This is a genomic window from Campylobacter sp. W0066.2, from assembly GCF_024723515.1.
Lineage (GTDB): Bacteria > Campylobacterota > Campylobacteria > Campylobacterales > Campylobacteraceae > Campylobacter_D.
In genome coordinates this window covers 99,165-118,988 of sequence record NZ_JANQCV010000005.1, presented here as the reverse complement: position 1 = coordinate 118,988, position 19,824 = coordinate 99,165, and the positions used below count along the sequence as shown (strand labels likewise).

The window sequence follows — 19,824 nt, the reverse complement described above, 5'->3', positions numbered from 1 at the left end:
AATTCTTAATGGTATAGATATGTTGGGACTGGTTAAGTTAGGATATGTATGATTGTAGTTTTAAAATAGTATAAATTATGATAATTAAACTAGTTCTTTCTTAAACCTTTAAAGTAAATTTTAGTAAAATACAAAATATTTTTTATAAAGGTTAAAAATGCACTTTACTTTGCTAAATGAAAAAGATTTTTTCAACCCCTACTACCGTAAAAAGCAAATCATGCAAAATGAATTTGACACTTTTAGCAAGGCTTTAACGCGGTATATAGAAAGGCTTGAAAGCTCACAAAGCGAAAACGAAGACTACCTAGTTGCCAATGCACTTAGTCCATTTTTAACCACGCTAAATTTTAAAACCCACATCAAAACCAAACAAAAAGGCAAGAGTGAGATCGATTTAGCCATCGCTAAAGATGAGCTTAGCAAGGATTTAGAAGTTCTCATCGAAGCTAAAAAGCCCAACTCAAAAGAATTCATCACCCACATAAAGCCAAATTCCAAAGCCTTGCATGAAGCCATTTTGTATTATTTTAGAAATAGAGAACATAGCTTTAGTTTGAAATTTATCATCATTACAGACTTTTATAAATTCTACATTTTCAAAGCTAGTGAATTTGAAGAGCTTTTTTATAAAAATACAAGCTTTAAAAAGCTTTTTGAAGAATTTCAAAGTCCAAACTCACTTTTTAAAGGCAACACCGATGAATTTTACAAAGAAGCAAGCAAACTCATAGAAAATTCCAAAGAAAGTTTAAAAGGCTTTTTCATCGATTTGGCCTTTTTAAAAGACAAGCAAAAGTCAAATTTCAAAAATCTAGCAAGCATTTTTAAAACCTTTCATAGAGACTTTTTGCTAAATGAATTTAGCCCAAATGACGCAAACTCACTAAACAACGCATTCTATAAAGAGCTTTTATACATCTTAGGTTTAAGCGAGAGCAAACAGCTTTCTAAATTCATCATCACACAAAGTGAGCAAAGTAAACAAGCTCAAGGTACACTTTATCATCTCATAGCGAGCAAGCTTCCAAAGCATGACTTTGAAGAGGTGTTAAAATTCATCATACTTTGGTTAAATCGTATTTTATTTTTAAAGCTTATCGAGTCTAATTTAGTTAGATTTAACAATGATAAAACCCTTAAATTTCTAAACTATGAAAAAATTCCAAATTTCACCACCCTTTCACACCTTTTCTTTGATATCTTAGCTAAAGAAAAGCACACAAGAGCGCAGAGTAAATTTAGCTATTTGCCTTATTTAAATTCATCGCTTTTTGAAAAACAAGCCATCGAAAAAACCACACTAGAAATCGCTACTTTGGAAAATGATGCTTTGCTAGAGTATCACCCACACACGCAGTTAAAAGATGACAAAGGCAAAAGCAAAAAAGGCAAAGTAGGTTTGCTTGAGTATTTGTTTGAGTTTTTAGACAGCTTTGATTTTGGAGCAGATGAGCAAAGCGAAGAACTCATAAAGCAAAAAGAACTCATCAACTCAAGCGTTTTGGGAAATGTCTTTGAAAAGCTAAATGGCTACAAAGAAGGTAGTTTTTATACCCCAAGCTTTATTACTTCATATATGTGTAAAGCAAGCATAGAAAAAGTCGTGTTTGATAAGTTTAACCATACTTTTAAGCTAAATGCCACCAAGCTAAGCGAGCTAAGAACCCAGTTGCGTCAAGAAAAAATCTCTCAAGAGCAAAAACTAGCCTTGCTAAATTCCATACGCATTTGCGATCCTGCGGTGGGAAGTGGGCATTTTTTAGTTTCAGCTTTAAACGCCATGCTTATGGTGCATTATGAGCTTGGCTTGTTTGAAGAGGACTTTTACCTAAGCGTGCAAAATGATGAAATTTTAGTGCAAAATCACAAAGGTCAGTTTTTAGAGTATAAACGCCCTGATTTTGACAAAGACAAAACCCACCTTTGTCAAAAAGAACTTTTCGAGCGTAAAAAAGACATCATAGAAAACAATCTTTTTGGAGTAGATATCAATCCAAACTCATGTGAGATCACTAAACTAAGACTTTGGATAGAGCTTTTAAAACACAGCTTTTATGAAAGCTTTGATGATACAAACTATCATGATCTTAAAACCCTACCAAACATCGATATCAACATAAAATGCGGGAATTCGCTTATAAGTTATTTTGAAATTCACAAAAGCCTTTCTCACTACCCAAACATCAAAGAACGCATGGATAAATACAAACGCATAGTCAAAGACTACAAAGAAGGCTTTTACACCGATAAATCTCTCATCGCAAAAGAGATCAAAAACCTCAAAGAATCTTTTAAAAATTTCTGCTTAAAAGACAAATTTGCCAAAGAGATCAAGCAACTTACCAACGGTGCTAATGAATACTCTAAAAAATACGGCGATTTTTTAGCACAAGATGAAAAAGATGAGAATTTTAGAGCATTTTTCTCTAAAAATATGTTTGAATTTGACTTTGATGAAAGTGCTGCTAAGAAAGAATTTAAAAAGCTTAAAAAGCTTTATGAGAGTATATTTGACTTAGAAAGTGCAAATCCTTTTGAATGGCGTTTTGAATTTAGCGAAGTGCTTGATGAGGGCGGGAATTTTCAAGGGTTTGATCTCATCATCGGTAACCCACCTTACATCAGACAAGAAGATATCAAAGAACTAAAGCCAAATTTAGCTAAAAACTATAAAGTGTATAAAGGCACAAGCGACATTTATACCTACTTTTATGAGCTTGGGTTTAATGTGCTAAAGCAAAATGGTGTTTTATCTTTCATCACTTCAAACAAATACACAAGAGCAGGTTATGGAGAAGCTTTAAGAGAGTTTTTACTCAAAAATACTACGCTTTTAGAATACATCGATCTAAATGGCATAAAAGTCTTTGATAGTGCTACGGTAGATACTTCCATACTAAGCTTTGAAAAAGCAAAAACTAAAGATAATAGCTTTAAGTACCTAGCTCCAAACACCGAGCTTTTAAAAGAAAACGACTTTAACATAGAAAGCATTTTAAATTTTAACAAAATCGCACAAAATTCTTTAAGCAAAGAAAGCTTTACTTTCAATGATGAAAGCACAAACGCACTAAAAGCAAAGATAGAAAAGCACGGCACCCCGCTTAAAGACTGGTATGGGCTTAATATATATCGTGGAATTTTAACAGGGCTTAATGAAGCCTTTATCATCACTACTGAAAAAAGAGATGAAATTCTAGCTAAATGCAAAGATGAAGCCGAAAAAGAACGCACTACTAAACTCATACGCAAAATGCTACGCGGTAGAGATATAAAAAGATATAGTTATGAGTGGGCGGGACTTTGGGTGATCAACACTCACAATGGCTATAAAAGCAAAAGCGGAGAAAAGGTAGAAGCGATAAACATAGATGAATACCCTAGCTTAAAACAGCATTTAAAGCCGTATTATAAAACTTTAGAAAAAAGAACTGACAAAGGAAAAACACCTTATAACCTTAGAAATTGTGCTTATTTGGAAGAATTTGAAAAAGAAAAGATAGGCTGGCAAAGAGTAACCCAAGAACCGAGTTTTATTTTAGAAAACGAGTGTGTTTTATTGGATTCTATGGCTTTTATGGTAGGAAATTCTAAAAATGAACTTAAATATCTTTTGGGATTTTTAAATTCTAGTTTGATATTTTATTATTTTAAAAATATCGGACATTTGTATTCAGATAAAGGTTTTCTATTATCAAATCAATATGTAGAAAAATTTCCTATACCAAAAATAAATTCTAAAAATGAAAAACTAGCAAACGAGCTTATAAGTTTAGTCGATGAGATTTTAAAAGTTAAAGTTCAAGACAAAAAAGCAAACACCAAAACCCAAGAAGATAAAATAAACTCTATCGTTTATAAACTTTACAACCTAAACGAAGAAGAAATAAAAATCATTGAAGGAAAACGATGATAAGGGATATATATAATATTGATTTAGAAATACCAAATAGTGGTATCTTTATAAAAGGTTTGGATAATGAGAAATTAACTATTTCTCTAGATTTAGTTAGATTTATGCAAATCAATAAGAGGCAAATAGTATCCTCAGGCAATAAACTGGATGTTGGAAAATTGGCTAAACCATTAAATCCATATATTATTTATAATATTTTAGAAGAAAATAATAAAAACAATTTTAATGGTGTAAAAATTATAGAAAAAATAGAAGATGAAAATAATATTATCTATCATTTTAATTTTGGATTAATATTAAATACTTTTATAGAAAAATCAAAAATTACAAGACAGATGGAGCAAAATACATCAGATAACTTGAAAGATCTGAATGAAATCAAAGCTTTTATAGCTCCTTGTTTTTTTTCTTATGGAATGGTAGGAGATGTTAAATCAATCCCTAAAAACGAACTTGAAGATTTAGAAAATGATTACGGCTATGAGGGAAAAGATTATAAAAGTATTTTTAAAAAAGAAGTTTATATAAATTTTAGTTGCTATGAGAGAGTGTATTTTTCTAATTGTGAGTTTAAATCTAAAGTTTCTTTACATATAATTGATAATGACAATACGGTTTGTTTTCTTAATGGCATGGATTTTTCTAATTGTATTTTTGAAGATGAAATAAATTTTAAACGCTTTATATCTGGAACATCTTTGCCTGAAAATAAATATTATAACAATGAACAGGATACTTTATTTAAAAATTGTATTTTTAAAAAAAGAGTTGTTTTTCATAATTCTAATTTTTTTAACAGTATCTATTTCAATAATTCCCATTTTAAAGATTATGTCGACTTTCATGAATGTAGATTTGAAAAAACGACTTGTTTTTATGGAGTAACTTTTGATAAAGGCCCGAATTTTTCTCAAGTGATTTTCAAAGAAAATTTAAATGCTGTAAATGCAAATTTAAACTTTACATTTAATGGTTTAAAGATACAAATAAAAAAAGAAGAAGAAAATTTTAATAAAGATAAAAATGAACAATATCAAAAATCTTTAGATAAATTTGCAAATGATTTTAGAGATTCTTTTAGAGTTTTTAAAAATGCATTGATAAAAGATAACAATCTTTTAGAAGCTTCAAAGTTTCATAAATACGAGCTTTATTGTAAAGAGATAGAACTAGAAGAGAAAAAGCCCAAGAAATTTTCTAAAGAATGGATAGACAAATGGCAACTTTTCTTTTATCGCAAACTTTGTGATCATCATACTGATATTTTGCAGAGTTTAAATTCGCTTATTTTAGTGATAGGAATTTTTGGTGTGCTAAATTTAGCGATAATTATAGGTTTTAATCGTTATCTTGATTATAAGCTTATTTTAGAGCATTTGTATTTTTCATTAGACTTTTATAATTTGCATATAAAACCTTTCATAGAAAATAATTACTCGTTTATAATGTTTGTAAATTTTATAATACTTTTTGTCTATTTGATTTTAGTTGGTTTTGTCTTGTGTGCAAAATATATAAGAGAATTTTTTATAACTATATCTTATGTGATAACTTTCTTTATTATGGTAACTTCACCGAAAATTCTTATTCCTGCTATGGGGATTTTTACAGATAAAAGAGTTATGTTAGATCCACTTAGTGTGCTTGGTGGAATTTATACAATTGTTTTTGGCTTTGTTGTGTATTCTTTTGTAAAGACAATTAGAAAAAACTCCATAGTGCCAAGCTAAATTAAAAGGCTTATTAAAAAGCCTTTTTTTGTTTTTTTGCTTTTCAAATTTTGCTCGTTTTTAGCTTATGGTATAATGAAAATTATCCAAAAAAGGAGTACCATGCTAAAGACAAGTTTTAAAAAATCAGTTTTTATCCCAAGCATTAGTATCATAATCATCTTAAGTCTTAGTTGTATTTTCTTACCTAAGCTTACAAATGATTTTATCAATCATATCAAAAGCGGAATTTTTGCAAATTTTTCATGGTTTTATATACTAAGTGTAAGTTTTTTTGTGTGTTTTATGCTAGCACTTGCTCTTTCAAAATTTGGCGATATCAAGCTCGGCGATGATGATGAAAAACCTCATTTTAAATTCACTTCATGGCTTGCTATGCTTTTTGCTACGGGTATGGGCGTGGGGCTTATGTATTTTGGTGTGGCTGAACCTCTTATACATAAAAAAGCCTTGCAAACAAGCGATGAAGAAGCTATGCTACATACTATCTTTCACTGGGGAATTCACCCATGGGCTATTTATGGGGTGTGTGCTTTGGCTATGGCGTATTTTGGTTTTAGGTATAAAATGCCTCTTAGCTTGCGTAGTGCTTTTTACCCTTTGCTTAAAGAAAAAATTTATGGTTTTTGGGGAAATTTAGTCGATATGCTAGCTTTAATTGTCACGGTTTTTGGTATTAGCACTACGCTTGGTTATAGTGCTTCTCAGCTTAATGCTGGCTTTTTAAATTTAGGCATTTTAAACGAACAAAGCTTTTTAGAACAAAGCGTGATTATAGTCATCATCATTTCTTTAGCTACGCTTTCATCGATTAGTGGTTTGACAAAGGGCTTAAAAATTTTAAGCGAGGCAAATTTGGTTTTTGCAGTGTGTTTAATGCTCTTTGTGCTTTTTTCAACCAACACCATTCAAATTCTTTCACAATTTAGCTCTAATATTGGCAATTATTTGCAAAATTTAATTTCTTTGAGCTTTAAGACTTATTATTATGAAAAAGAGTATATAGAGTGGTTTAATAACTGGACTATTTATTATTGGGCTTGGTGGCTTAGTTGGGCGCCTTTTGTGGGCTTTTTCATCGCTAAAATTTCTCGTGGTAGAACGATAAGGGAATTTATCTTTGGCGTGCTTGTAGTGCCTACTAGTTTTAATATACTTTGGTTTAGCATTTTTGGTAATAGTGCTTTAAATTTCAATGATATTTTAAGCCCTTTTACTTCAGCACCCGAAAGCTTACTTTTTTATTTTTTACAAAATTTTTCTTTTTCTTATTTTAGTTCTTTGCTTGCGTTTTTGGTTTTAGCTTTGTTTTTTATCACTTCAGCAGATAGTGGGATATTTGTGTTAAATTCTTTAAGTAGTGGTGGCGCTCATGAGCCATACAAATGGCAAAATATCCTTTGGGGTTTTGTGCTTGCGCTTTTGGCTACTTCTTTGCTGTATTCAGGTGGTTTGGGAGCGATTTTAAGTATCACTATGATAGTGGCTTTGCCTTTTGCCTTTTTGCTTTGTTTGATGTGTTTTTCACTGCTTAAAGGTTTAATCGTAGATGTAAATTACTCTTTAACTAAACTTAGTCAAAGCAGTGTGTATTTTTCAGGGGAATTTTGGCAAGAAAGACTAGCTAGAATTTTAAAACAAAGCAAAGAACAAGACATACAAAATTTCTTAAATACCAAAGTTAAAAATGCTATGGAATCACTCAGTCAAAGTCTAAAAAATTACGGCTTAAAAACACAAATTGTTCAAGAAAAATCAAGTATAAGTTTGATTATAAAAAAAGAATTTGCAAAAGATTTTATCTATGGAGTACAAGTGGTAAAAAAACAAGCAAGCCAAAGCATAATCGATGATAAATTTATGCCAACTTATTCTAAAGAATTTATTTTTGAGCCACAAACTTTCTTTGCTGATTCGCGTAATGGTTATAATATAGAGTATTTAAACGAACAAGAAATCATCGTAGATATACTGAAGCAGTATGAGAGGTATTTGCAACTTTTATTTGATGATAAAAATGAAATTTTTACCAAAGCTTATGATTAAAAAGCGTTATAATTTCACTTTATTTTATAAGAAAGGTCTTTTATGTTGAGATTTTTTATCATGCTTTTTTGTGCTTTAAATCTTTTTGCTACTACGCCAAAAGATACTATCATCATCGCAGTGGAAAATGAACCAGAGCGTGTAAATCCGCTTTTTAGTGAAGATCATGATGTGGCAATTGCTCTTGTGTTTTCAGGGCTTACACGCTTTGATGAGAATATGAATCTAGCGCCTGATCTTGCTAGTTCTTGGAAAGTTAGCAAGGATGGGCTTGTTTATGAATTTGCTTTAAGAGATGATGTATTGTGGCATGATGGGACTAAATTTAGCGCTAAAGATGTGGAATTTAGTATAAATGCTTTAAAGGACGAGAAATTAAACTCGCCTTCAAAGGTAAATTTTGACGCAGTTAAGGAAGTAAAAATCATCGATGATTATCACCTGTCTATCACACTTTCAAAGCCTTTTCCTGCATTTTTAGACGCTTTGAGTGTAGGAATTTTACCAAAACATTTGCTTGAAAAAGAAAATTTAAATACCACTAAATTTAATCAAATGCCTATAGGAACAGGACCATATAAGCTAAAGCAATGGAAACAAGGTCAATACATGATCTTAGAAGCAAATGAAAATTATCATTTAGCTAAGGTAAAAACACCAAAACTCATACTAAAACACATTAAAGATCCAAGCATTAGTGCAATCGAGCTTAAAAATGGATCTATTGATGTGGCTTTGGTTGATTTTGCTCTAGCTTCAAATTTTGAAAATGATAAAAACTTTAAAATGCTTATAGAACCTTCGGCTGATTACCGTGCTTTGATGTTTAATCTTAATCATGAGTTTTTAAAAGATCAAAATGTGCGTTTAGCACTAAATTATGCTATTGATAAACAAGCTATTATAAATTCACTTTTGCATTCTTTTGGAAAGGTGGCAAATCATCCTTTAGAAAAATCATGGGCAAATCCTAAAGAATTTGCAAGTTATGCTTATGATGTAAAAAAAGCAAATGGGCTTTTAGCAAAAGCAGGCTTTGTGAAAAATAAAAATGGCATTTTAGAAAAAAATGGCAAAGAATTTAGCTTTGAAATGTATGCTATGAGTGAAGATCCGCTAAGAGTGGCTTTGGTAAATATCTTGCAAAGTGAGTTTTTAAAGCTCGGCATAAAAGCAAAAGTGGTAGCTAAACCAAGTGGAAGTTTTGATTATACTAAGATTGACAGCTTTTTAGTGGGTTGGGGTAGCCCTTATGATCCTGATTTTCACACCTTTAGAGTTTTTGAAAGCTCTCAAGATAGTGTTTTAAACTCTAGTGGATGGAATTTTGGTCATTATCAAAATGCTAAAGTTGATGAGGCTTTAACAAAGGCTAGAAATTCACTTGATGTAAATGAAAGAAAAAAACACTATAAAGAATTTATCGATGCATTACAAGATGATCCTGCGTTTTTATTTATAGCTTATATTGATTATCCTTTAGTTTTTGCTAAAAATATCCAAGGTATAAAACCTCACATTTTAGGTCATCATGGGGTAGGTTTTACTTGGAATGCTTATGAGTGGAGCAAAAATTAGTGTTAAAACTCATTTTTAAACGCCTTTTATGGGCGTTTTTTTTGATGATTTTTGCAAGTTTTTTATGCTTTGTGATGATTTATCATGCTAAAGGAAGCGTGGTCTTTGCTAGTGTGCCTCAAGGAACTAGCCTTAAAATAAAAGAGCAAATCGAGCGTAATTTAAATTTAGATAAACCTTTATTAGAGCAGTATGAAAATTGGCTTTTTAATGCCATGAAAGGTGACTTTTCCTACTCTTTAATTAGCGGAGAAAAGGTTAGTGAAATTTTAAAAGAAAAACTTCCCTATACCATCATACTAGGGAGTTCGGCTTTTTTTATACTTTTTGTGTTATCTTTGGTTTTGGCACTTTTTTGTGTTCTTTATAAAGATAGTTTTTTGGATAAATTTATCACTTTTTTAACGATGAGTTTTTTTGCATTGCCTGCTTTTTCTTTATCACTAATGCTTATTTTGGTTTTTGCTGTATTTTTTAAACTTTTTCCAAGTTCGGCTATTGCAAATATTGGCTTTGAAGATGATGTGTTTAATCGTTTATGGCATTTGTTTTTACCAGTATGTGCTTTAGTACTTTCGCATTTAGCTGTTTTTGTGCGTTTTATAAGGACAAGTTTGATTGATAGTTTAAATCAAAGTTTTATAGAAAGTGCTTTTGCAAGAGGGCTTAGTAAAACAAGAATTTATTTGCACTTTGTGTTAAAAGATGCTTTTGGTTCTATACTTGCGTATTTTGGTGCTTCTTTTGTGAGTTTTTTAATGGGAACTTATATAGTAGAAAGTGTGTTTTCTTATGAGGGTATGGGAAATTTGGTGATTAAAAGCATATTGTTTAAAGACTATCCTGTGGTGCTAGCTGTGGTAATTTTTAGCATTTTAGTGGTGGTGCTTGTAAATTTAATCGTAGAAATAATTTGCAAGATGATTAATCCAAGGTTTGCTAATGCGTAAGTTTTGCGTGATGATGATTTTGCTAAGTTTTGTTTTAGCACTTTTTGCGCCTTTAATAAGTTCTTATGATCCTAATTTAGTGGATTTAAGCAAGGCTAAAATAGCCCCAAATTTAAGTCATATTTTTGGTACAGATTTACTTGGTAGAGATGTTTTTACGCGTATTTTATATGCTTTGCGTGTTTCTTTGTTTGTAGGAGTAATGGCAGCATTTTTTAGCGTACTTTTTGCTTGTGTTTATGTATTTTTAACAAGATTTTTTGCTTATGCTTTTTTTGCTAGAGTGCTTGATATGCTTTTGGCACTACCTTCTTTGCTTGTGATTATGTTTTTTCAAAGCTTTTTGGCAGGATCTTTGTGGAGTATGATTTTTATTATCGCTTTGGGACATTTTGCTTTTGTGGCAAAGGTGCTTGATACCCAGCTGAATAAATTTCAAAAACTTGAGTTTTATCAAAATGCTATCATTTTGGGCTCTAGCAAGATGAAAGCTTTATTTAGTGAGCTTTTGCCTGCTTGTTGGAATTTGCTTTTTGTACTTTTTGTTTTAAATATTGCTCATGCTATTACAAGTGAAGCTACTTTGAGTTTTTTTGGCTTGGGTGTAGAGCTTTGGACTCCAAGTTTAGGAAATATGCTAAATGAAGCAAGTAAGGCTGTGTTTTTAGGGTTTTGGTGGATGATAGTTTTTCCAGTAGCTTTTATACTTATGCTTATTTTGCCTTTGCTTGCTTTGGGTAATGACTTGCAAGAAGAGATTAAAGCATGATAGAAATTTCAAATCTTAACCTTAGCTTTAAAGATAAAATCTTACTAAAGGATGTAAATCTTAATTTAGAAGATGGCAAAGCTTTGGCTATCATGGGTAAAAGTGGAGCAGGAAAAAGCTTGCTTTTAAAAAGTATGATTAAGCTTTTTGATAAACACTATAAACTCAATGCACAAAAATTTCAGATAGATCAAAAAGATATTTTAAATTTAAAAGAAAAAGAACTAAATGCCTTAAGAGCTAAGGTAAATTTACTTTTTCAAGATGTTTATGGGAGCTTTTATCCTCTTGTTGATATAGGGAGTTATTTTAATATAGTTTTAAAAACTCATACTAATTTAAGCACAAAAGAGATTAAAGAAAAAGCCTTTTATTATTTTGAGTGTCTAGGGCTTAAAAATCATGATCTTTTGTGGCATTCTTTTATATATCAGCTAAGTGGTGGTATGGCAAGACGCATTCAAATAGCTCTAGCTTTACTAAGCGAGGCTAAGTATTTATTGTGTGATGAGATTACAAGTTCTCTTGATAGGGCTAATGAAGAAAAAATTATCGCTATTTTAAAAGAGTTAAAAGCACAATTTAAAAATCTTATTTTCATCACGCATGATATAAATTTAGCCAAAGAGCTTTGCGATGAGGTGGCTATCATAGAAGATAAAACTTTGCTTTATCAAATGCCTATGAAAGAGTTTTTAAGCAATCCAAAAGGTGTTTTTGCTAAAGAATTGTTAAATTATTTTGAGAATGAAAATGTTTTTAGAAGTTAAAAATTTAAGTAAATCTTATAAAATTAAAAAACACTGGTATTTAAAAGAAGAAGAAATTTTTGTTTTTAAAGATGTGAGTTTTGCTTTAAATCAAAATGAGAATTTATTGCTTTGTGGGGAAAGTGGTAGTGGCAAAAGCACTCTAGCTAAAATTCTTTGTATGCTTGAACGAGCAAATACTGGAGAAGTTTTGTTTGAAAATGAAAATATATTAAATTTAGATTTTAATACTCAAAGAAAATTACGCCAAAAAATTCAATATGTTTTTCAAGATCAAAAGCTAGCTTTAAATCCTTACAAAAACACTAAAAGACTTTTGCTTGATGTATATGAAAATTTTAAACTTAAGCCCGATTTTGAAGAGCTTTTTAAACTTTTTGATGTTTTTGAGCTTGAAAAAGATATTTTAAATTTAAAACCCTCTAAGCTAAGTGGTGGTCAAAGTCAAAGACTAGGTTTGATTAGAGCTTTGCTTTTAAAGCCAAAATTGCTTATTTTAGATGAAATCACAGCGGCGCTTGATGTAGTGACTGCTTATAAAATTTTAAACTACTTACACGCTTTTCAAAAAACGCATGATATTACTTATATATTTATTTCTCATCAAGAAAAAATCTTACAAGATATATGCCATAAAAAAGTGTTTTTGCAATAAAGATAAAAATTGTTTCATTTTGAAATATCATAAAATTTATTTTTTTGATAATAAGTTTTTATATAGCTAAGTTAAAGTAAAATAAATTTTAATTATGCTTGAATAAAAGGTTTATTATGACGCACGCAACTATAGAGCATCAATACTTTGGCATCTTTGCAATGCTTGTTATTGCAAGTGTTATATTTTTTACTTTGGTGTATGTTTCTTCTAAAATAGGCTCCAAACTCGCCTCTTGCAATAGAAAAAAACTCGGACTTGGAATTTATGAATGCGGGCCTATGGCTTCTAAGCAAGCAAACAAAATCAATTCTCAATTTTTTGTTTTTGCTTTGATTTTTATTTTGCTTGATATTGAAGTGGTGTTTTTATTTCCTTGGGCGGTGATTTTTAAAGATTTAACCGCAGAGCTTTCAAAATACGGCTTATCTTTATTTGCCTTAGTGGAAGTGTTTGTTTTTATTTTATTGCTTGCAATAGGCTTTTTATACGCTTATAAAAAAGGAGCATTCGCATGGCAGAGTATCAAAAAATGAGCAATGCGCCAGTTGTTTTAACTACAGTTGATAAGTTAGTGCAATGGGGTAGGAGTAATTCCTTATGGGCGCTATCTTATGGGCTTGCTTGTTGTGCTATTGAAATGATGGCAGCAGGTGGTGCAAGATATGATTTTGATAGATTTGGAACGATTTTTAGAGCAAGTCCAAGACAATCTGAGGTAATGATTATAGCGGGTACTTTAAGCAAAAAACATGCTGAATTTACAAGAAGACTTTATGATCAAATGCCTGATCCTAAATGGGTTATTTCTATGGGTTCTTGTGCAAATACTGGTGGTATGTTTAATACTTATTCTACTGTTCAAGGGGTAGATAGGATTATTCCTGTTGATATTTATGTGCCAGGTTGTGCCCCACGCCCTGAAACTTTTCAATTTGCTTTGATGATTTTGCAAAAAAGAATTCGTAAAGAAAAAGCAAGCAGAAAAATAGCTCCAAAAAGGCTTATATGATGAGAAAATATAGCGATAAGAAAAATGCTCAGCTAAAAAATTATTATGAAGATAGATTTTACCATGCACCTATAACTAAAAAACTAAGCATAGAAGGCAGTGTTTTTGAGAGTGATTATCAAATTTTAAGTCAAGAATTTGAGTTAAAAAAATCTTTTATAGAGCTTGATTTTTGGGTGATTGAGATAAACAAAGATGATAATGTTGCTATTCTTAGTAAGCTTAAAAATTTAGGTTATAATTGTTTTACTGACGCAAGTGCGATTGATTTTGTCGCTCAAAAACAGGGTTTTGAAGTATATTATCAGCTTTTAAATATGGAGAAAAATTTAAGAGTGAGGGTAAAGAATTTCGTTGGTTTAAAAGAAAGACTTCAAAGTGTTATGAGTGTTTTTAAGGGTGCTAATTGGTGTGAGAGAGAAATATATGATATGTTTGGAATTTTCATTATCAATCATCCGAATTTAAAAAGACTTTTAATGCCTGATGATTGGTATGGACATCCTTTTTTAAAAAGCTATCCTTTGCATGGTGATGAATTTGCTAAATGGTATGAGATAGATAAAATTTTTGGAAAAGAATACCGCGAGGTTGTAGGTGAGGAAAATAGAGACCCAGGTTTTGTAGATGAAAAAGACACGCTAAACTTTAGTAGAATTTATCATGAGGTTGGTAAAGGCGAAGCTCCAAGAGAAGATAAATACCTACAAGAATATCAAGAAGAAGGTGGCGTGCCTTTTGTGAAAAAAGCCAAAAGAACGCAAGTAAAAATTTTAGATAAGAGAAGATAAAATGCAAATTTCTACTAAATTAAAACCTTATTATGAAAATATAAGCTTTGAGCGTGAAGATGGTACTATGATAGTAAATCTTGGTCCCCAGCATCCAAGTGCTCATGGAAATTTACGCCTTATTTTAGAACTTGATGGAGAAGAAATCACCAAGGCTGCTCCTTGTATAGGCTATATGCATCGTGGTATGGAAAAAATGGCTGAAAATATGATTTATCAAGAGTTTATCCCAACTACTGATAGAATGGATTATATCGCAGCTAGTGCAAATAATTATGCCTATGTAGCTGCTGTGGAAAAACTTTGTGGTTTAGAAATTCCACGCAGAGCAAGTGTGATAAGGATGATTTTACTTGAGTTAAACCGCATTGCTTCGCATTTGTTATGGCTTGCTACACATGCTCTTGATATTGGTGCGATGACAGTATTTTTATACTGCTTTAGAGAGCGTGAATATGTGCTTGATCTAATAGAAAAATATTGTGGGGCAAGACTTACACATTCATCTATGAGAATAGGCGGGGTAATGCTTGATTTACCTGAAGGTTTTTTAGATGAACTTTTAGCATTTTGCAATAAATTTCCAAATGATATAAAAGATTATGAAGCCTTGCTTGATGATAATAGAATTTGGCGTGCAAGAACTGAAAATGTAGGAGTGGTAAGTAAAGAACAAGCGCTAAGTTGGGGTTGTAGCGGGGTTATGCTAAGAGGAAGCGGGATTGCTTATGATGTTAGAAAAGAAGAGCCTTATTTACTTTATGATGAGGTAGATTTTGGCGTGCCTGTGGCTAAAATGGGTGATTCTTATGCAAGATATAAGGTTTATATGCAAGAATTTAGAGAAAGTTTGAAAATTTTAATTCAATGTGCTAAGCTCTATCAAGATACTCCGCCTGAGATTTTATGCAATCATCCTGAGTATGTAAGTGCTTCAAAAGAGCAAATCATGACACAAAATTATTCACTTATGCAACATTTTGTCCTAGTAACCCAAGGCTTAAAACCACCAAAAGGCGAGGTGTATGTGCCAACTGAAAGTCCAAAAGGCGAACTTGGATTTTTTATCCACTCAGATGGTAGTGGTAGACCATATAGATTAAGAGCTAGAACCCCAAGCTTTTTTCATTGTGCATTTTTAGAAGAAATGCTTGTAGGGTCATATTTGGCTGATGCGGTGGCGATTTTAGGAAGTATTAATATAGTTTTAGGTGAGATAGACCGATGAGACGCGTGGATTTAAGAAAAAGTCAAGATTTGTTTAAAGATTTAGAGCAAATCGTTCAAAATGCTTATATGGGTGAAGTTTTAGTGGTTTTGTTTGAAATAGGAGATTTTTCTAATGTAGAAAAAAGTTTTGCTTTCATAAAAGAGCAAAATTGTGAACTTTTAAATTCTTTAAAATTTAATCAAGTAGATTGGACTATAGTTTTTAAAAAGGTAGGACAATGAAATTAGCAAAATATCAAGAAGGTTTAAATGCTTTGTGTTTTGTGGATTTACTTTCTTTAAAAAATCCTTCGCTTTGTGCTAAGCTTAACAAAAGTAAAAATTATAATATTTCCTGTTTAGAAGATAAAAATTTAAAAGCAAACTTTTATAAATGTGAGATTGCAAGTGTGCCTTTTGTGCTTGCATTACTTTGTAAGATGGGTTTGGAGACTGAATTTAACGAGCTTGATGAGGGTTATTTAAGTGCTGAATCTTGCTTTGGTGAAGAAGAAGCTTTAGAGATTTTGGAGTTTTTAAAAGAAGCAAAATGTATTATTTTTGATGAAAATTTATACCAACATAAAGACTTTGAAAATATTAAGTATTTTTTAGAAAAACTTTGTCATAAATTTGGACTTTTATTGATTTGCTCTAATGAAAATGAAGAAAATTTGTCAATACAAAATTCTTTTAGTGAACTTTTAGAACTTGATAATTTTGATGGAACTATCATCATGCAAGCACCTTTAGGGGATAAAATTTTGCATTGTTCTTCATCTTTTGCTTTGATTGCTAAGGTTAAGGATGAGGATAAAATTAACTTAAAAATAAACACTCAAGAATTTACAACTATAGTAAAAATCAATCATGATTTAAAAGGCACAGTGGCTTTGTTTAATTATGAAAGCACTGATTTTGCTTTTTCAAAAGCTCAAGTTAAGGTTATAAAATGAAAGTTATCATTAATGGCATAGAATGTGAGGCAAATGAGGGTGAGTATATCTTAAATGTCGCAAGAAAAAATGATATTTTCATTCCTGCAATTTGTTATTTAAATGGTTGTTCTCCAACACTTGCTTGTCGTATGTGTATGGTAGAAGCTGATGGTAAAAAGGTTTATTCTTGTAATACTAAAGTTAAAGAAGGTATGGTAGTAGAGAGTGATTTGCCAAATTTATGGGATGAGCGTAATGCTATCATGCAAGCATATTGTATCAACCACCCTTTACAATGTGGAGTATGTGATAAATCTGGCGAATGTGAGCTTCAAAACTTTACACACAAAGCAAGAGTAAATGTGCAAAATTATTGGATTAAAGATACCCATAAAGAGCATAAAAAATGGGGCGAGATTAATTATGATCCAGCTTTATGTATAGTGTGTGAAAGATGTATCACAGTTTGTAAAGATAAAATAGGTGAAAGTGCTTTAAAAACTACTCCAAGAGGAGCAAACGCGCCCGATGCAAGTTTTAAAGAGAGTATGAGTAAAGACGCGCTAGCGATTTGGACTAAATTTCAAAAGAGTTTAATTGCGCCAAGTAGCGGTGATATGCTTGAGTGTTCTTTTTGTGGAGAATGTACAAGTGTGTGCCCAACGGGAGCTTTGGTGGGTTCGGCTTTTCAATATACATCTAATGCCTGGGAGCTAAAGAAAATTCCAGCTAGTAATCCTCATTCAAGTGATTGTGAGTTGATGTATTATGATATTAAACAAACTAGTATTAATAATCAAAAAGAAAAAATTTATAGAGTGAGTAATGACTTTGCCTTTGCTACGCTAAATAAAGCTGCAAGATATGGTTTTAATACCCAAAATGAAGTTCAAGGTAAAGATGAAAAAGCCTTTGAAAAATTAGTAAATATGATAAAAAATAATGAAATAAAAAATATTTTATTTAATAGTTTTATTACCAACGAAGAAGCTTTAATCTTGCAAAATTTAAGTAAAAAATTTAATCTTAATCTTATAAATCATGAAGCTAAAAAATTCCAAGATTTCCTAGCTTGTTTTTATCAAAATGCAAATGCAATGTATAATGCAAATACAGACGATATTGCTCAAAGTGATTTTTTAATCATCGTAGGTTCATTTTTACGCTATGATGCGCCAACACTAGGATATAAAGTTAATAATGCTTTGGTGATGAATAAAGGTGCGGGGCTATATTTTCACCCTATAAAAGATAAAGGTGTGGATAAATATTCTAAAAATTTCTTGCAGATTAATCATGATATTAAAGATAATGAAAGTATTTTATTATTTATCTTGCAAAAATTTGCCAAAGAGCTTCCACAAGATTTTAAAAATACATTAGAAAATGCGTATTATCAAGGCGCTAAAGAAATAGAAGAAACTATTAATGAAGAAGTTATTGAAAAGATAGAAAAGCAAAATGAAAATGGTGAAACTATTATAGAAGAAGTTAAAAAACTTGTGCCTAAAAAAATTAAAAAAAGCATAGAGGTGCAAAGATCAAATTATGCAAAAAATCTTGGTATAGATGAGGATATTTTAGAAACTTTATTAGCTAAAAAGCAAAAATTTACACTTATTATAGGAAGTGATTTTTACTATGATGAGCAAAGTGCAAAGCTAGCAAAACTTTGTGCTTTGGTACAAAAATATACCGATTTTAAAGTCTTTTTAAATCCAACTTGCACTAATACTTTAGGTGTGAGTTTGATTTGTGATTTAAGTCAAGATTTTCAAGCGGGAAAAACACTAGGTTATAATGAAAAAGGTGATTTTAGTTTTTCTTATGAAGGAGATCTTGCAAGTTCTAGTTTAAATCAACAAGAAGGTAGTTTTGTAAATTATGACAAAAGATTAGTTCCTACAAATGCAGCTTTAGAATTTAAAGGTTATTTTTTAAATGATTTAGCAAATGCTTTAGGTTTTGATGAAGAATTTACGATTAACTATACTAAATTTTTACCACAAAATAAAGGCTTTAGGGCAATTGATTTTGATGAGTTAGAAAATCATTATGATAATGGTGGGGTAAATCATAGAGGCTATGAGCTTGATTTTTCTCATTTTGAGTTTGAAAAAACATTAAACACCCAAGAAGTCAAAGAGCAAAATGAAGGAAATTTAACCTTATATCATGCAAATCGTATTCATCAGTTTTCAAAGCTTAGCAATAGAGCTTTTAATGAGGTTGGAGCTTTATTTTTATCAGTTGATTTAATGCAAAAATTTGATTTAAATCAAGATGATAGTGTTATTTTAAAAAATGAAAAAACTCAAATTGCTATAAGTGTAAAATGTGATGAATCTTTAGAAAATGGCGCGTATTTAGGGGATTATGATAGTAAGATTGATTATAAATTTTTATTTAATAATACTCGATATGCAAAAGTTTGGCTTGAAAAAGCAGGAGCTAAAATATGAGTGATATTACTTTTTTTATTATAGAAACAATTATCAAATGCGTGCTTGTTATAGCTATTTTTGCTACTTTAGCAGGCTTGGCAACTTATCTTGAAAGAAAGGCTTTGGCTTTATTTCATCGTCGTTTGGGACCTGATATGGTAGGTCCTTTTGGTTTACTTCAAGTGGTTGCTGATATGATTAAGCTTTTTACTAAAGAAGATATAGTGCCAACTTATGCTCAAAAAGTGGTGTTTTTAATCGCTCCATTGATTGCAGCAATTTGTGCTTTTGTAGCAATTGCAGCTATTCCTATTTTTCCTGAATTTACTTTATTTGGTAGAGTGATTCGTCCTATTATCGCTGATATTAATGTGGCCTTACTATTTGTCATAGGTATGGGTGGAGTTAGCTTTTATGCGATTTTTTTGGGCGGTTTAGCAAGTAACAATAAATGGTCGCTGTTAGGTGGGGCAAGAGGGCTTGTTTCTATTATCTCTTATGAGAGTGTTGCAGGACTTTCTTTGGTGTGTGTTGTAATGCTTGTTGGTTCTTTGTCTTTGGTAGATATTAATAACTATCAAAGCGAAGGCATACTTTCTTGGCTTATTTTTAAACAACCTTTGGCTTTTATTTTATTTGTAATAGCTATTTTTATAGAAACTAATAGAACTCCACTTTGTTTAAGTGAAAACGAAACTGAACTTGTTTCAGGTTATGGCACTGAATATAGCGGGCTTAGATGGGGTATGTTTTTTATCGGAGAATATACAGCCATGATTACCGGAGCGATTATGATATCGCTTTTATTTTTGGGTGGATTTAATGATTTTTGGATTATACCAGGGGCTATTATGATGCTTTTGAAAGTGTCTTTTGTGTTCTTTTGGTATTTTTGGGCTAGAGGAGCTTTTCCGCAACTGCGTCCTGATCAAGTAATGAGAATGTGTTATTTGATTTTAATTCCTTTAGCAGTTTTAAATTTATTAATTAGTGCTTTAGTGCTTGTGATATAG

At 31.1% G+C, this 19,824-nt stretch carries 16 protein-coding genes; all 16 read left to right on the top strand.

The features are described from left to right. Positions 1-157 precede the first annotated feature (157 nt). The gene (locus CAMP18498_RS03465; protein WP_337197560.1) at positions 158-3,916 is read left to right on the top strand and encodes a type IIG restriction enzyme/methyltransferase; all 3,759 of its coding nucleotides are present in this window, start codon (positions 158-160) and stop codon (positions 3,914-3,916) included. Next, a complete protein-coding gene (locus CAMP18498_RS03460) occupies positions 3,913-5,649 on the top strand; it encodes a pentapeptide repeat-containing protein (protein WP_337197558.1) in 1,737 nt (578 codons plus the stop codon). The genes CAMP18498_RS03465 and CAMP18498_RS03460 overlap by 4 nt, the downstream gene beginning before the upstream one ends. Positions 5,650-5,751: 102 nt before the next feature. Continuing rightward, positions 5,752-7,695, top strand: coding sequence for a BCCT family transporter (locus tag CAMP18498_RS03455; RefSeq protein WP_337197556.1), 1,944 nt, complete (start codon positions 5,752-5,754; stop codon positions 7,693-7,695). Positions 7,696-7,737: 42 nt separating this feature from the next. Then, complete coding sequence (locus CAMP18498_RS03450) at positions 7,738-9,273, top strand: ABC transporter substrate-binding protein (protein ID WP_337197554.1); 1,536 nt, start codon at positions 7,738-7,740, stop codon at positions 9,271-9,273. An 11-nt stretch (positions 9,274-9,284) separates the two neighbouring features. Continuing rightward, complete coding sequence (locus CAMP18498_RS03445; RefSeq protein ID WP_337197572.1) at positions 9,285-10,223, top strand: ABC transporter permease; 939 nt, start codon at positions 9,285-9,287, stop codon at positions 10,221-10,223. Beyond that, entirely contained in the window at positions 10,216-10,992 is a 777-nt protein-coding gene (locus tag CAMP18498_RS03440; RefSeq protein WP_263724261.1) for an ABC transporter permease, read from the top strand. The genes CAMP18498_RS03445 and CAMP18498_RS03440 overlap by 8 nt, the downstream gene beginning before the upstream one ends. Beyond that, the gene (locus tag CAMP18498_RS03435; protein WP_337197549.1) at positions 10,989-11,762 is read left to right on the top strand and encodes an ATP-binding cassette domain-containing protein; all 774 of its coding nucleotides are present in this window, start codon (positions 10,989-10,991) and stop codon (positions 11,760-11,762) included. The genes CAMP18498_RS03440 and CAMP18498_RS03435 overlap by 4 nt, the downstream gene beginning before the upstream one ends. Further along, a complete protein-coding gene (locus CAMP18498_RS03430) occupies positions 11,746-12,417 on the top strand; it encodes an ATP-binding cassette domain-containing protein (protein WP_337197547.1) in 672 nt (223 codons plus the stop codon). Before CAMP18498_RS03435 ends, CAMP18498_RS03430 begins: the two co-directional genes overlap by 17 nt. Positions 12,418-12,533: 116 nt before the next feature. Then, positions 12,534-12,953: an NAD(P)H-quinone oxidoreductase subunit 3 gene (locus CAMP18498_RS03425; RefSeq protein ID WP_337197545.1), complete on the top strand. Its 420-nt coding sequence runs from the start codon at positions 12,534-12,536 to the stop codon at positions 12,951-12,953. Then, positions 12,932-13,429 (top strand): NuoB/complex I 20 kDa subunit family protein, encoded by a 498-nt coding sequence (locus CAMP18498_RS03420; RefSeq protein WP_039619352.1) that lies wholly within the window; start codon positions 12,932-12,934, stop codon positions 13,427-13,429. Before CAMP18498_RS03425 ends, CAMP18498_RS03420 begins: the two co-directional genes overlap by 22 nt. Continuing rightward, positions 13,429-14,220 carry an NADH-quinone oxidoreductase subunit C gene (locus tag CAMP18498_RS03415; protein WP_337197543.1) on the top strand — a complete coding sequence of 264 codons (792 nt, stop codon included), beginning with the start codon at positions 13,429-13,431 and terminating at the stop codon, positions 14,218-14,220. The genes CAMP18498_RS03420 and CAMP18498_RS03415 overlap by 1 nt, the downstream gene beginning before the upstream one ends. A 1-nt stretch (position 14,221) precedes the next feature. After that, a complete protein-coding gene (gene nuoD, locus CAMP18498_RS03410; protein ID WP_115646261.1) occupies positions 14,222-15,448 on the top strand; it encodes an NADH dehydrogenase (quinone) subunit D in 1,227 nt (408 codons plus the stop codon). Beyond that, positions 15,445-15,672 carry an NADH-ubiquinone oxidoreductase subunit E family protein gene (locus CAMP18498_RS03405; protein ID WP_337197539.1) on the top strand — a complete coding sequence of 76 codons (228 nt, stop codon included), beginning with the start codon at positions 15,445-15,447 and terminating at the stop codon, positions 15,670-15,672. The genes nuoD and CAMP18498_RS03405 overlap by 4 nt, the downstream gene beginning before the upstream one ends. After that, positions 15,669-16,385, top strand: a complete 717-nt coding sequence (locus CAMP18498_RS03400; protein WP_337197537.1) for a hypothetical protein — start codon at positions 15,669-15,671, stop codon at positions 16,383-16,385. Before CAMP18498_RS03405 ends, CAMP18498_RS03400 begins: the two co-directional genes overlap by 4 nt. Then, a complete protein-coding gene (locus CAMP18498_RS03395) occupies positions 16,382-18,829 on the top strand; it encodes an NADH-quinone oxidoreductase subunit G (protein WP_337197535.1) in 2,448 nt (815 codons plus the stop codon). Before CAMP18498_RS03400 ends, CAMP18498_RS03395 begins: the two co-directional genes overlap by 4 nt. Next, positions 18,826-19,824, top strand: coding sequence for an NADH-quinone oxidoreductase subunit NuoH (nuoH, locus tag CAMP18498_RS03390; RefSeq protein ID WP_039619340.1), 999 nt, complete (start codon positions 18,826-18,828; stop codon positions 19,822-19,824). The genes CAMP18498_RS03395 and nuoH overlap by 4 nt, the downstream gene beginning before the upstream one ends.